This is a genomic window from Falsiroseomonas oleicola (assembly GCF_019029495.1).
GTDB classification, from domain to species: Bacteria; Pseudomonadota; Alphaproteobacteria; order Acetobacterales; family Acetobacteraceae; genus Falsiroseomonas; species Falsiroseomonas oleicola.
In genome coordinates this window covers 339324-352400 of sequence record NZ_JAERQM010000006.1, presented here as the reverse complement: position 1 = coordinate 352400, position 13077 = coordinate 339324, and the positions used below count along the sequence as shown (strand labels likewise).

Annotated in this window: 11 protein-coding genes and 1 pseudogene; 5 read left to right on the top strand and 7 right to left on the bottom strand. The window is 65.9% G+C overall.

Annotated features, from left to right (window positions below):
* Positions 1 to 396: 396 nt before the first annotated feature.
* Positions 397 to 870 (top strand): annotated as a pseudogene (locus JJQ90_RS20530) (transposase); the annotation flags it as partial.
* Between the two features lie 148 nt (positions 871 to 1018).
* Here the strand turns inward: JJQ90_RS20530 and JJQ90_RS20525 are convergent.
* Positions 1019 to 1516, bottom strand: coding sequence for a GNAT family N-acetyltransferase (locus JJQ90_RS20525; RefSeq protein WP_216878123.1), 498 nt, complete (start codon positions 1514 to 1516; stop codon positions 1019 to 1021).
* A 525-nt stretch (positions 1517 to 2041) separates the two neighbouring features.
* Entirely contained in the window at positions 2042 to 2851 is an 810-nt protein-coding gene (locus JJQ90_RS20520) for an enoyl-CoA hydratase-related protein (protein ID WP_230410836.1), read from the bottom strand.
* A 779-nt stretch (positions 2852 to 3630) separates the two neighbouring features.
* Between JJQ90_RS20520 and JJQ90_RS20515 the strand changes: the two genes are divergently transcribed.
* Positions 3631 to 4116, top strand: coding sequence for a rhodanese-like domain-containing protein (locus JJQ90_RS20515; protein ID WP_329959483.1), 486 nt, complete (start codon positions 3631 to 3633; stop codon positions 4114 to 4116).
* Between the two features lie 366 nt (positions 4117 to 4482).
* The gene (locus JJQ90_RS20510) at positions 4483 to 5268 is read left to right on the top strand and encodes an HAD family hydrolase (protein ID WP_216878121.1); all 786 of its coding nucleotides are present in this window, start codon (positions 4483 to 4485) and stop codon (positions 5266 to 5268) included.
* 48 nt (positions 5269 to 5316) lie between these two features.
* Here the strand turns inward: JJQ90_RS20510 and JJQ90_RS20505 are convergent, their stop codons facing one another.
* Both JJQ90_RS20505 and JJQ90_RS20500 read right to left on the bottom strand, forming a co-directional pair.
* Positions 5317 to 5661 (bottom strand): GNAT family N-acetyltransferase, encoded by a 345-nt coding sequence (locus JJQ90_RS20505; RefSeq protein WP_216878120.1) that lies wholly within the window; start codon positions 5659 to 5661, stop codon positions 5317 to 5319.
* Positions 5662 to 5904: 243 nt separating this feature from the next.
* On the bottom strand, positions 5905 to 6954 hold the full coding sequence (locus JJQ90_RS20500; protein ID WP_216878119.1) for a DMT family transporter: 1050 nt from the start codon (positions 6952 to 6954) through the stop codon (positions 5905 to 5907).
* A gap of 343 nt (positions 6955 to 7297) precedes the next feature.
* Between JJQ90_RS20500 and JJQ90_RS20495 the strand changes: the two genes are divergently transcribed.
* Together JJQ90_RS20495 and JJQ90_RS20490 are read left to right on the top strand one after the other, a co-directional pair.
* Entirely contained in the window at positions 7298 to 8368 is a 1071-nt protein-coding gene (locus JJQ90_RS20495) for an NAD(P)H-dependent flavin oxidoreductase (protein ID WP_216878118.1), read from the top strand.
* A gap of 142 nt (positions 8369 to 8510) precedes the next feature.
* The gene (locus tag JJQ90_RS20490) at positions 8511 to 9404 is read left to right on the top strand and encodes a LysR substrate-binding domain-containing protein (RefSeq protein WP_216878117.1); all 894 of its coding nucleotides are present in this window, start codon (positions 8511 to 8513) and stop codon (positions 9402 to 9404) included.
* A 43-nt stretch (positions 9405 to 9447) separates the two neighbouring features.
* Here the strand turns inward: JJQ90_RS20490 and JJQ90_RS20485 are convergent, their stop codons facing one another.
* The 3 genes from JJQ90_RS20485 to JJQ90_RS20475 all read right to left on the bottom strand — a co-directional run bounded on the left by JJQ90_RS20485 (position 9448) and on the right by JJQ90_RS20475 (position 12963).
* Positions 9448 to 10332 carry a LysR substrate-binding domain-containing protein gene (locus tag JJQ90_RS20485; RefSeq protein WP_216878116.1) on the bottom strand — a complete coding sequence of 295 codons (885 nt, stop codon included), beginning with the start codon at positions 10330 to 10332 and terminating at the stop codon, positions 9448 to 9450.
* A 320-nt stretch (positions 10333 to 10652) separates the two neighbouring features.
* Positions 10653 to 11864, bottom strand: a complete 1212-nt coding sequence (locus JJQ90_RS20480; protein WP_216878115.1) for an aminotransferase-like domain-containing protein — start codon at positions 11862 to 11864, stop codon at positions 10653 to 10655.
* 190 nt (positions 11865 to 12054) lie between these two features.
* On the bottom strand, positions 12055 to 12963 hold the full coding sequence (locus tag JJQ90_RS20475; protein ID WP_216878114.1) for a LysR family transcriptional regulator: 909 nt from the start codon (positions 12961 to 12963) through the stop codon (positions 12055 to 12057).
* Positions 12964 to 13077: the final 114 nt, after the last annotated feature.

Genomic DNA, 13077 nt, shown 5'->3' with positions numbered 1-13077 from the left:
GCGAAACCAGCGTTCGAGGACCGACAGCGCACTGGACCACGAGGACTACGGGACGGTGGCGCGTCCACCGTGAAGGATCGGGAGCTCGCTATAGGTCTCGGCGGCAGGCGGCCGGTCAAAAGCAGGTGGCGGCGACGGCCCGCGGCCGAGCGCGAGAGCGCTGGGAGCTGGCAGAGTGAGCATGGGCGCAAGCTTCCACAATTTCGGACAGTCATGCTGCGCCTCCTTGCTTGCTTGGCCGACCGACTTCTGCTCACCGCAGGTGATCGAATCTCATCTGTCATCGGCTCGCACGTCAGTAAGTCCGCCGGTGGAGGCTCCGGTGGGCAAGTGCGAATCGGGACTGTCAGGGATTTCGTGTGTTGCCGGTCATGAGGGAAGGAGATGAAGACCCCCATGACCCGACGGAAAGCTCCGACGATCCCGGATGAGATGCTGGACCAGCTGTTGTCTGGCGCGAGCGCCAGCACGGCCTTTGACCAGGGCGGCCTGCTGGACCAGCTGAAGAAGGCATTGGCGGAGCGGGCGCTGAACGCTGAGATGGACCACCATCTGGCGGGCGAAGGCGGCGCCCGGAACAGCCGCAACGGCTACGGCCGCAAGAGCGTGGTCACTGACACCGGCCGGATCGCGCTGGATATCCCCCGTGACCGGCAGGGCAGCTTCGACCGGGTGCTGATCGCCAAGTACCAGCGGCGCTTTCCCGGCTTCGACGAGAAGATCGTGTCGATGTACGCCCGCGGCATGAGCACGCGGGAGATCGCAGGGCACCTCGAGGAGCTCTACGGCATCGAGGTCTCGCCGGACCTGGTCAGCACGGTCACGGACGCCGTGCTGGACGAGATCGCCACCTGGCAGGCGAGGCCGCTTGCACCGACGATCTGAAGGGATTGTCCAGACGCCAGCACGAGCGCCGGGAAGGGCAACCGGCTGCGCGGTAGGTCTCGGAAGCTCCCGGCCGCGACCGGGAAGTGGGATCGGGCACGCTCACAAGAAACGCCCGAGCAGTACCCTCATATCAGGCCGACCCGAAGGCGGGATGGTAAACGACCTCACCCACCGGCTGCTCGCCCTGGAGGCGAAGGCGCTGGAAGTATTCCGCCGGAACCCCGACGAGCGTGATGGCCGGGTCCGGCTCGAAGCCGAACCGGCCGTAGTAGGACGGATCGCCCAGCACGACGCATCCGCTTGCCCCGCGGCTCCGAAGCTGACTCAGGCCCTCCTCGACAAGGCGCTGACCGATGCCTCGCCGTCGCTTGCTGCGCTCCACGGCTACAGGACCGAGGCCAAACCATCCGAAGTCCTTCCCCGCGATAGTGACCGAGGAGAAGGCCACATACCCCACGACCACGCCGCCCTCGACCGCGACGAGGGAGATCGTTAGGGCTTCGCCCGCCCGCAGAGCGTCAACAATGTCTGCTTCGGTGCCGCTGCTATGCGCTGCATCCTGAAACGCGGCGGTCACGAGAATGCGGATTGCCTGCGCGTCGGCAGTGACCTCAGAGCGGATGAGCATGCTCGGTAGCTACAGCATCAGCGGAGTTCGACAAAAGACGAAGGAGCGCCACGTTCACCCAACTGCCGTCCGGGCGTCTCAGGGGGCAGGGGCTGGCCTCGCCCGCACCACTACCAACCTGTGGTCGCGCGCGAGTTCCTCAACCCTGGCCAGGGGCGCCGCGTGCATTCCGCCCTCCGGCTCCGAGGATCCGTCCCTGAGCGTCATGGCAAGGACACCGTGCGGTCGGAGCAAGCCGACCAGTTTCGGGAATGCGCCGACGGTCCGTGGGGCACGTTCTGCCACGCAGAGTTCACCAGGATGGCGTCGAAGGCTAGGTTCAAGGTAGCCCTCGAACGCCGCCCTCATCGCATCGGGCGCAAGAGCTCGGTTCACGGTCACAAGCAACTCCCTGACGGCCGCCTCGTCCTCGTTGTCATAAGCCCGGATTACGAGTCCACGGGGAGGGTCACCTGACATCGGGAACCCCCCAGGCCTTAAGAATGCGGCCGCAAGCGGAATTCAGGAGCGTTGAGCACGACGCCTTCAGCTCCCTCCATAGAGCGGCTTGCGCTTCTCGATGAAGGCGGCGACTCCCTCCTGCGCGTCGCAAGTCGGCACAATTGCCAAATAGGCGGCCTCCTCGATGGCGAGGCCGTCGTCGATCGAGGCGTCCATCCCGCGATGAATGGCGGAAAGCGCCGCCGCGACCGTCTGCGGCGGCTTGGCGGCCACCTCCTCCGCGAGTGCCAGGGCCTCGGCCAGGACGCGGGCGTCCGGCACGATCCGGTTGATGAGCCCCAGGCGCAGCGCCTCGGCGGCAGCGATCGGCCTGCCCGTCAGGATGAGTTCGATGGCCGCTTTTCGGCCAATGTGCCGCGGCAGCCGCTGGGTGCCTCCAAAAGTCGGGATGATACCGATGTTGATTTCCGCCTTCGAGAATGCCGCCGATTCAGCGGCCACCGCCATATGCGTGGCCTCAACCAGTTCGCAGCCTCCACCGAAGGCCAACCCGTTGACTGCGGCGATGATCGGCTTGGGAAATGCCTCCACCCGCCTTGTCATCCTCTGGCCGGGGCGTAAGAACCGCGCCACAGCCGCCCCTGGCCCCGCCGCCATGTGCGGCTTGAACCAGGCGACGTCGGCACCGGCGCTGAAGGCCCGACCGGCGCCAGTGATTACGACTGCCCGGATCCGCTCGTTCAACTCAATCTCGTCGAGCTCCATCATGAGTGCGCCGAGCAGGTCGTCGTTCAGGGCGTTCAGCTTCTCCGGCCTGCTTAGCGTGAGTACCGCGACGCCGCCCTGGTCGTCGCGCCCCAGCGGGCTCGCTGCTGCAGCCATGCTTGCGTCCATCTCTCGTCCTCAGCGTCATGTTGCCCGTTGGCATTAGCCAGGGCGCCCAGCGACGAACCCTCGGAAAGAATCGTCGTCCCGGCACCCACGCGCACCAGCTCAGCGAAAAGTCACCTCGAGGCCTGGTGCTGCTGGCGTCGCTCCAGGGTGCCTATGTTGCATTCTGAGACGGCCAATCCCGACCGAGTTCTGCTCAGGCGGAATGAGTAGCGGTCATCCAACGCGTTCCTCGGTATCGTGAGAGTCCGAGGAGGTGCGCACCTGGACGTAGCCATGGGCAGCCCACGGCCAGCAGCGTCGCCAGCACCTCCCGCAGTTCTGAGGTCACCACCCGAATGTTGAACACGACACAGCGTCAGTAGTCGCTCCCAGCGGCAAGTCCCGGTCGAGACGGTTACGGCGAAGCTCGGCTCCCCGGATGACGGGTCAGTCAAATGCAGCGATGAGGAGACGCTCGCGCCCATACAGCCGAAGCCGTCCAGCAGATGCCTAGCTGGCATCGGCGCCCCTCCGGTTGTGGTCGCTCCCGCCAGCCTGAAGCTCGGCTTAGCCGCCTGGAGCAGGCTCGTCGCCACGGCTGCGAGTGCCGCCACAACGGCTATGATGCCTGCTCACCCGCGTCCGTCCATGCTGCGCTCTTTCCTGTTGCTTGGTGGCGACGACAGTGTACGCGCCGGGCGCCAGCGATCCGGAGCAGGTAGACCGACGAGTGAAACTTAGATCGTCTGACATAGGGCAATATCGGTCAGGCTCCGCAGTTCTGTCGAGGCGACGGACGCATGCAAGGCACCGGATGCGGGCCACGATTGGGAAACCACGGCAAGCCAGAGGAGACCGGGATGCCGAGCCGAATTACTGATGTGAAGCCCGCAACTGCGCAGACCGCCACTGAGCACTTCGCAAAGAAGTTCGAGTTCGAGACCGACTGCTGGGACGTCCACGAGTCCATGCGCACGGGCAAAATGGACTTTGTCCTTCTAGATGTACGGGGACACGCCTCGTACGTAGCTGGGCACGTGCCAGGTGCGCTGAGCCTTCCGCATGGCAAGATCACTGCTACGCACATGGCAGAGTGGCCGGACGACACTGTATTCGTCGTTTACTGCGCGGGCCCGCACTGCAACGGAGCCGACCGGGGCGCCTTGCGACTTGCAAGGCTTGGCCGTCCAGTGAAGCTAATGCTCGGTGGCATGACAGGGTGGGAAGACGAGGGCTTCGTCATAGAACGCGGCGAGCAGGCGGGGTCGGTTGCACAGCCCGCTTGATGGACTGGCGTGCCTACGACGGACGTCGAGGTCGCGGCCAAGAAGCGCGGCGACGCCTCCGGCGTCAGCGGGCGGAAGGACTCCAGCATTATCAAGCGAGCCAGCCCGAACTTTGACGATCAGACGAGCGCGACTCGCCTCGCCGACATCTGTTTCCAGTTAGGAATCTTTAGGCCCACTTCTTCCATGAAGGGGTGATGATGGAGCTAATCGTTCTGATGTGCGCATTCGGTGTAGCCGGACTACTTACGCTGACACCGGGGTCGGGCACCGCTCTCGTCTTTCGAACTGCGGCGGTGGAGGGCCCTCTCCGAGCTATGGTTGCAGGCACCGGCATCTGCGTCGGCGTGCTGGTGTGGAGCTCACTTGTCGCTGTCGGCCTCGCCGGGGCGCCCGATGGTGGAAGGTAGCCGCACGATGCGACGCCTCGAAGCCTCCGAAAACAGTTGCGGATGGGCATCCTGGCTCGCCAGGTTCAAGGCAATACTGCTCGACATGAACGGCACCTTCATGTTCGGTCACGATCGCTTTCTGCCAAGGACAAATTATTGGAGCACCTACGTAGCGATCGGTGGGCAGGTTCTGACGGAGGAGGAGGTGGATACCGCCATCTGCGCATTTCTCAGCTCGTACGGGACACTCTACGCGAACCCCGCGTTGGCGGACGACTTCCCTACGGTTCTCGAGGCACTGTCCGAGATCTTCCCATCGCTGCCGGATGCGGAGCGCCACGCGCTTGAGGCGGTGATCGCCAAGCACGAGATGGACAAGATTCCTGAGCGCCATGCCGCCGCGCTCCAACGTCTCGCGCAGACGCATCGCCTGGGCGTGGTGTCCAACATTTGGTCGCACAGCGGACCATGGCGCGACGCCTTCGGCGCTCTTGGCCTCGAACGCACGTTCGAGGTGGTCGTTTTCTCCTCTGACCATCGTTCCGTGAAGCCGTCGCGTCGCCCGTTTGAGATCGCGTTGCGCGCACTCGACTTGATGCCCGGCGATGTCCTGTTCGTCGGCGACGATCTTCTGCGAGACGTTGTGCCTGCAAGAAGCCTCGGGATAGCTACGCTCTGGATCGGAAACCCCGATGCTGCCGCGGACCAACGTGATGTCGCGGACCGGATCGTCAAAGATCTCTGCGACGTGTTCGACTGACCCAGCGCTAGCACAGAACTTTTGCGCGGCCTCGGCTGGATCCGGCGTTCAACGCAGCGCCTTGACCATGTAGACGCGATTGTAGCCCTTCTCCGTCACGCGGCCGGTCTCGACAAATCCGAGCTTGCGATACAGCGCGATGTTCTCAGTCATCAGGACGTGGGTGTACAGGCGGATCTCGCGACAGCATCGACGACGCGCCTCAGTCTCGGCGAAGGAGATGAGCGTCCGTCCGTGACCCTTGCCTTTCTCGGGCGGCGCCACTGCCACGTTGTCCAACAGTATCGCGTCATCACCGAGGCCCTCGAGCACGAGGACGCCGCAGAAACGCCCTGCATGGTCCAGTACCCAGACCTGGCCGTCGCGGATGCGGCGCCCGTAGTCGTCGAGCATTGGTCCGGGCGGCTTTCCGATCCGCTCGACGTAGTGCTGGTAAGCCGCGACCACGAGTGCACGAACCGTGTCCGCCTCGTCGGGTCGCGCGGGCCGTATCATTGTGCCTTGACTGTCGTCGGCTGTGGATCGACCCAGCGGAAGCGACGGGCCTCCGCAGCACATGGTCCGGCCCGCTCACACCTGCGCCTAGCATCCAAACTCGATGTAGCACGAGCCGCCGACCATCTGGCACACCCGATCCTAGCCATTTCGCCGCTCCTGAAATCGCACCGGCAGGACGAGCAAACTGCCCGCAACGAGGATCGCGAGGCCCGTCGCGACGGTGGGCGACGGAAACTCGGATAGCAGAGGCATTGCCGTCAGCGCGGTCACAGAGGGCACCATGGCGGTCGCGACGGCCGCGCCGAGGGCGCCAATCTTAGAGATTGCCCAACTATAGGCAAAGACTGAGATCGTGCCGACCAGGACTCCCTGTACGGCCACCTGAATCAGCACTGGGGACAAGGGTGCCTCGTCGAGGCTCGATTCGAGGAAAGCGACGTAGAGTGGCAGGTAGACCGCTGCTGACAGCACGCTGACCGTGGCGGCCGTGCTGATCGGGTCCGGCTTCAGGCGGGCGGCCAGGATCCCAAAGGCGGACCACGTCGCCGACGCAGTCAGCAGCAGTGCGCACCCCAATAGCTGCTGCCAGCCCGTCCCACGCATGTTGTCCCAGGCGATTATCGAGAGCGCGATGACCACGAGGAAGGCACCTGCAACCCGCCCGCGGTCCGCTGTGGTCCTTCCGAGTACGAGCCCAAGGGTGAAGGTGAAGAGTGGGAGCGCCCCGTGCAGCAGCGCGCCAGCGTGAGACGCGGGAACAAGCATCAGCCCGGCGAAAGCCAGCGTAGCGAAACCGAGTCCTCCGGTCAGAGCGAGCTTGGCTGAATCCAGGGTGAGCAGACCTGACGCGCCACGGCTGAGTGCGACCGGGAGCAGAAGTAGACCGCTGGTGACGAACCGGATCGCCATCAGGTCCTGTGGTGCCAGCGCCGACGCGTAGGCGAGCCGGGAAGCGAGCGTGAAACTTGCGAGGATGGCGATGATGGCAGCGCCCGCCGTCAGACTGAGAAGATTGCTGGCAGGCGTGTGTGATGCGGAGGCTTGCGCCGACATATGATCATCTCCCGGGTGCTGCCGGAATTGTGCGCCGGGATCGCTCAGCTGCGGTTCTGTCCTCAGGCGCGCGCCGCGCGACCGCCGAAGCGCCTCGTCCTGCCAATGAGGCGCCATGAACAAGGCCAGGGTCATTCAGACAGCGTGTCGTCGGGGCTGAACCATGATCAGGACAGGATCCGCGCGCCCCCTCATTTCCTCAAGAGAATAGGGCTCATTGGGCTTGACAGAAATTCACCGTGTCAGGTGTCCAGCCCCACGCCTCAAGACGCGCGGGGTGGGATATCGCCATGCCGCTTCCCAAGGCAGCACTCGCGTTGGCAATGTACGGTTACACCCCATCAGCCGGAGCGATGGCAGGCATCTCATTTCTTCGCTTGAGGTGGATCTGACCAGGCAAGACCATCGTCGCGAGGAGGGCCGCCATGATGTTCAGCGTGACAATCACTCGATCGGGAAGCGCAGGAGTCCAGGCTCCATGAACCGGGTCAATTCGCGAGCCAGCGACTTCTGCTCCCGGTTCGGATTGGAGCGCCCTATCCTGCTGGCCCCGATGGCCGGAGCTTGTCCGCCATCGCTGTCCATAGCCGTGGCTAATGCCGGTGGATTGGGTGCCTGCGGGGCGCTGCTGATGCAGCCATCCGCGATCCAGGCCTGGGCCGACGAGGTCCGGGGCGGGACCAACGGAGCCTTCCAGATGAACCTCTGGATTCCGGACCCGCCGCCGTGTCGCGATCCGGCCCACGAGGCCCGGCTTCGCGCGTTCCTCTCCGGCTGGGGGCCGGATGTCGCGCCCGACGCCGGGGATGCGACACCTCCTGATTTCACGGCCCAGTGCGAGGCCCTGATCGCGGCGAGGCCGCCGATTGTCTCCTCCGTAATGGGCCTGTTCCCGGCAGAGTTTGTCGCGCGCCTGAAGGCATGCGGCATCCAGTGGTTCGCCAATGTCTCCACCGTCGCGGAGGCCCGGGCGGCCGAGGCCGCAGGAGCGGATGCCGTCGTGGCGCAGGGGATGGAGGCAGGCGGCCACCGGGGCTGCTTTGACGCGGCAAGTGCGGAGGCAGGCATGGTGGGCCTCTTCTCCCTGGTGCCCGCCGTGGTCGATGCCGTGCGGATTCCCGTTGTCGCAACCGGTGGCATCGCGGATGGGCGCGGGGTGGCGGCGGCGCTGGTTCTTGGCGCCTCGGCAGCACAGATCGGCACCGGGTTCCTGCGCTGTCCCGAGGCCAAGCTAGCACCGGCCTGGGCGGATGCGCTGGCGCAGACGCCGCCCGAGGGCACTGCCGTGAGCCGCGCGTTCAGCGGCAGGGCAGGACGGAGCATCGCGACCGCCTATGTGCGCGCTGCGACAGCCCCCGAGGCGCCGGTCCCGGCACCCTATCCTGTCCAGCGCGGCCTGACGGCGACGATGCGGGATTTGGGCACCAGGTCGGGCGACATCGAGAGGATGCAGGCATGGGCTGGGCAGTCCGCAGCGCTCGCCCGAGCGGAGCCCGCGGCCAACCTCGCTCGGGCGCTGTGGGACGAGGCGTCTTGCCTGCTGGGCTAAATGGCCTGCGGCAGCCGCAATCTGCGCGAACTGGGCCGGGCCGGAATGGCCAACGGGTCTCGAGAGTGCCAACCTGATGTGGCCCGGGCTAGGCTTCTGCTTTTCCTTGCCCTGGCTGCGCATGCGTCGGGTGGTGGGCTGAATGGACGCGCAGGATCTCAAGGTGTTCGAGGCTGTGGCGCGGGCGGGCTCGATGAGCATGGCGGCAGCCGAGCTCCATACGGTCCAGTCGAACGTTACGGCCCGCGTGCGGAAAATCGAGTCTCGACTGGGCTTGCGACTGTTCGAGAGGACGCCCAAGGGTGTGATTCTGACGGCAGCGGGGCAGCGACTGCTTCCCTATGCGCAGCGATTGTCATCCCTTCTCAGCGACGCCCAGCGGGCGGTGCTTGATACGGGGACGCCGCAGGGAGCGTTGACGCTCGGGTCGCTGGAGACGACGCTGGCGCTCCGTCTCGCGCCTGCGCTCTCAGAATTCGCGGGCACCTACCCCGACGTGGATCTCTGCTTACGAACCGGCACGACCCGTGAACTCCTGGATGATGTCATCGCACGGCGTGTCGAAGGAGCATTCGTTTGCGGGCCTCTGGTGCACGCGGAGATTGAGGTGGAGCTAATCTGCCAGGAGGAACTCGTCCTTCTCTCCGCACCTGGCGCGACTGCTCTGCGGATTCTCGCGAACTCAGTTCAGCCCCCGCGGATGATCGTGCTCCGCCTCGGATGCTCCTACCGACAGCGCCTTGAGGAGTACCTGGCGCACAGGGGCGTCCCTGCGCCTCGCGTGCTCGAGTTTGGCACGCTGGAAGCCATCTTCTCGGCTGTCTCAGCCGGACTTGGAGTCACACTGCTGCCGCGGTCGCTGATAGGCCCGGTCATCAAGCCTGGCCGCCTCTTGGTTGAGCCGTTGGAAGATGGCCAGGGCTTGGTCCAGACGGCGTTCATCCGGCATCGGGAGGGCTACCGTTCGAGCGCGTTGGATGCCTTCCTGAAGTCCATCAGGCGCCATCTGGGCCGAGCCCTGCCGAACGCCACGTGAGGTGCTGGCATTGCCTATCATTCCCGGCGCCGATCCATCGGCGTCAGCACGCAGCGGCTTCTGATAGTTCTTCCTTCAGCCACTGGGCGAAGATCCGACCGTCGGGCTGTCTGAGGAGACCCGGCCGCGCCACGAGCCAGTAGGCGGACCCGCTCAGGGTGGGCTCGTCGAGCATGACGAGGCGGCCCGACGAGATGTCGGCGGCGCACACGGGCAGGCGAGCCAGCGCAACGCCCGCTCCCTCGGCAACGGCTTCGAGCGCGAGATGCGCGGTGTCGAAGCGCACGCCCTTTGCCGGGTCCGGCGGAGCGATCTGTCGCGCGGTCGCCCAGCTATGCCAATCTTCGCGCAGGCCGGTGACGTGGATCGCAGGCACCCGCCTCAGCGCGTCCGCCAGCGGCAGTCCAGCCAATGCCTTCGCCGCTACGGGGACCAGCCGTTCCTGGGCGAGGTGGAACCATTCGCCCGCACCGGATGGCTCTCGGGCCACGCGGATCGCTAGGTCGAAATCGCCGTCGGCCAGGTCGACCCAGTGCCGCTCGGTCGAGATGCTGATGGATATCCGGGGATGGCGGCGCCGGAGTGCCGCAAGCCGTGGCACCAACCAGCGCGACGCGAAGGTGGGGCCAGTGCTCAGCGTCAGTCCCGCGGATGAGCGCGACCGCGTGATCCGCTCCACGACCCGCGACAGGCCCTGCATGGCGCGGCTTGTCTCGTCGAGCAGTTCCACACCGGCCTCTGTCAGCTTCAGCCCGCCCGGCGCGCGATGGAACAGAGGGATTCCAAGACGGTCCTCGAGCGAACGGATGGCGTGGCTCACCGCGCTGGGCGTCACCCCCAGTTCCTCGGCGGCAGCCGTGAATCCGCCGCGACGACCCGCCGCCTCGAAGAGACGCAGCGCGGACAACGGATACAATTTGTGCAGCATCCGGCTCTCCTCCCGGCGCACAGCAGCAGGGGGAACCGTCATCCGCCACATAAATGTCAGCATGGCTGACCTGTTCATTTCGCAACCGGGGGCAACCAGCGCTTGCTGGTGCAGCGACCGCGACCGCGCTCCACGGTTCAGCATGCGCGGCGCCCTCGCGCTCGCTCAGGTAGGATCGGGTTCGGAGGGTCCGCCTGTGGAGCACGGCCCTGCGCCAGGAGGCAATGACGAACGGCCATCTCTCCGCCCCGGAGGCGGTTTGCGTGACGTCTGATATGTCTTGGTGACAGCGCCCGTCTAACCGCTCATCACGAAGATCGTCAGCTTCCGCGCCGAACCAACCGTGCAAGCACGGGGACGGCCGCCTCGATCTGCGCCGGTGAGGGCAGCGAGAAGTTCAGGCGGATCGTGTTGGCGCCGCCTCCATTCGCGAAGAAGGCGCCGCCGGGCACGAAGGCTATCCCTTCATCCAGGGCATCGCGCAGAAGCGACCCGCCGTCCATTCCGGAAGGAAGCGTGAGCCAGATGAACATGCCGCCCTGCGGTTCTGTCCAGGTCACGCCGGAAGGCATGTGGCGCGCCAGGGCCGCCAGCATGGCGTCCCGTCGTCGCCGGTAATGGACAATGCTCAGGGATATTTGCTTGTCATAGGCGCGCTCGGCGACGCGATGCATGACCATCTGGTTGAGCGTGGGCGTGTGCAGGTCGGTGCCCTGCTTTGCCAGGACGACCTTGCGCACCAAGTCCTTCGCGCCGCAGATCCAGCCAATCCGGAAGCCGGGCGACAGGATCTTCGAGAAGCTGCCGCAGTAGATGACCCGGCTTCGTTCGATGTCGGAGACCGCCTCGATGTCGAGCGCGAGGCAGGACGGGATGGGTGCCCCGTCGAACCTCAGCGCCTGGTAGGCCGCGTCCTCCACCAGGGGAACGTCGAGATCCCGCGTCAGCGCCAGCAACTGTTCGCGTGCCTCGCGCGAGAGGCTCTCGCCGGTCGGGTTCGCGAAGTCCGGGACCACGTAGGCGAATGCCACGCGCGCCTGCCCGGCGCCAGCAGGCGGGAGCGGGTCACCGAACTCATCATAGGACGCCTCGTAGGCATTGAACGTCTGGAGCGCGCCTAGATAGGTCGGCGCCTGCGTCAGCACCTTGTCCCCAGGCCCGATGAAGAGCTTGCCGAGCAGATCGAGGGCCTGCTGCGATCCGGATGTGATGGCGATGTTCTCGACATCGCACGGCACGCCTAGGCTTCCCATCCTGGCGGCGATCCACCGCCGGAGCGGCTCGAAGCCTTCGGTCGGGGAATACTGCAGTGCCGCACCTGCCGATTCCGGATCCGACAGCAGTTCGTCTTGCGCGGTGCGGAACTCGTCAACGGGGAAAAGTGCAGGGTCGGGAATGCCGCCCGCGAGGGAGGTGACATTGGTGCGCGCGAGGAGTTTCAGCAACTCGCGGATCTCGGATGCCTGCATACCGTCCGCGCGCTTCGCATAGCGCCCGTTCCAGTAGTCGGGCGGCGTTGCAGGCTCGGGCATCCGAGGCTCCGCCTGAGGTGGCGGCGCGCCATTGGGGGCAGGCGGACGATGTCGCTGTAGCAGGCGCATGAGGTTTCCTTCCGAACCTGCATCCTCGGCGAGACTGAATGCCCGCCGCCAAGGAGATGTGCTCACATTGCATGAGCCGCATTCACAGCCTCCGCACTGGCGCACGCATCAAGCCCGGAAGCTATGTTTTTTCAGGCGGGATGGGCTTGCCGAGCCGTGACAACGCATCGAGCACCGCGCGCAATCCGCGGTCGATGATCTTCTCCTTCCGCAGCACAAGCGCGAGGTCCCGCTTCATCCCCGGCCGCAGCTTGAGCGCGACGGCGCCCTTCATGCCGGAAGCGGTGGCGGAGCCTGGCAGGATCGAGCAGCCCAGCCCGCTCGCGACCAGCCCCTTGATCGCCTCCACATTGCCAAGCTCCATGGCCGGACGCACCGCCAGCCCCGCCGCGCTGAACCAGCCCTCCACCAGGCTCCGCACATTGGCACCTGATTCGTAGAGGATCAGCGGAAGGCCGTTCAACTCCGCCGCGCTGACGGAGGCACCGAACCGGGTGGCCTCGCCCCTGGGGATGACGGCCACCATGGGGTCCGACAGCAGGCGGGTCACGGAGAGCGACCGGCTGCGTGGCACGGGCAGGGTCACCACGGCGAGGTCAAGCGCCCCATCCTCCACCTGGCGCACCATGTCGCCGGTATTGCCGGTCGCGACCGAGAGGTTCAACCCGGGCATCTGCTTCCTGACCGAGGCGAGGATGGGCGGCAGCAGGTAGATGCAGGCGGTGGCACCGGTGCCCAGCCGGACCCGCCCGGCATCGCCGGTGCGGTGCGCGGCCATCGCCGCGATCGCGTCATCCGCCGCGGCGAGCGCCCGTCGCGCGGGGGCCAGCAGCGCCTCTCCCGCGGCGGTGGGCTGGGCCAGCCCTGCTGCACGCTCCAGCAACCGGACGCCCAGGTGGCGCTCCAGCTCACGCAGCTGCTGACTGGCGGCGGGTTGGGTCAGGCCGAGGCTTCTTGCTGCGGCGGAGACGCTGCCGGTTGCGACGACCGAGAGAAAGGTCCGCATCTGGCGAAGGGTCGGCTGGGTCATAGCCAAAGCTTATGCTGATGCGCCGCATTGAAAAGACTTCCTTTGAGCCCGCGGGATCCGCGAGCACCCTGGATCCCGGCTTCAGAAGCGGATTGCTGAGCCAGGGAAAGAGGA

What these genes read in the sequence shown, in the direction of transcription:
- JJQ90_RS20520 (WP_230410836.1), bottom strand. Translation starts at nt 2,851, where the DNA reads ATGGACGCAAGCATGGCTGCAGCAGCGAGCCCGCTGGGGCGCGACGAC.
- JJQ90_RS20475 (WP_216878114.1), bottom strand. Translation starts at nt 12,963, where the DNA reads ATGACCCAGCCGACCCTTCGCCAGATGCGGACCTTTCTCTCGGTCGTC.
- JJQ90_RS20495 (WP_216878118.1), top strand. Translation starts at nt 7,298, where the DNA reads ATGAACCGGGTCAATTCGCGAGCCAGCGACTTCTGCTCCCGGTTCGGA.
- JJQ90_RS20525 (WP_216878123.1), bottom strand. Translation starts at nt 1,516, where the DNA reads ATGCTCATCCGCTCTGAGGTCACTGCCGACGCGCAGGCAATCCGCATT.
- JJQ90_RS20480 (WP_216878115.1), bottom strand. Translation starts at nt 11,864, where the DNA reads ATGCCCGAGCCTGCAACGCCGCCCGACTACTGGAACGGGCGCTATGCG.
- JJQ90_RS20485 (WP_216878116.1), bottom strand. Translation starts at nt 10,332, where the DNA reads ATGCTGCACAAATTGTATCCGTTGTCCGCGCTGCGTCTCTTCGAGGCG.
- JJQ90_RS20505 (WP_216878120.1), bottom strand. Translation starts at nt 5,661, where the DNA reads ATGCTCGACGACTACGGGCGCCGCATCCGCGACGGCCAGGTCTGGGTA.
- JJQ90_RS20500 (WP_216878119.1), bottom strand. Translation starts at nt 6,954, where the DNA reads ATGACCCTGGCCTTGTTCATGGCGCCTCATTGGCAGGACGAGGCGCTT.
- JJQ90_RS20490 (WP_216878117.1), top strand. Translation starts at nt 8,511, where the DNA reads ATGGACGCGCAGGATCTCAAGGTGTTCGAGGCTGTGGCGCGGGCGGGC.
- JJQ90_RS20515 (WP_329959483.1), top strand. Translation starts at nt 3,631, where the DNA reads ATGCAAGGCACCGGATGCGGGCCACGATTGGGAAACCACGGCAAGCCA.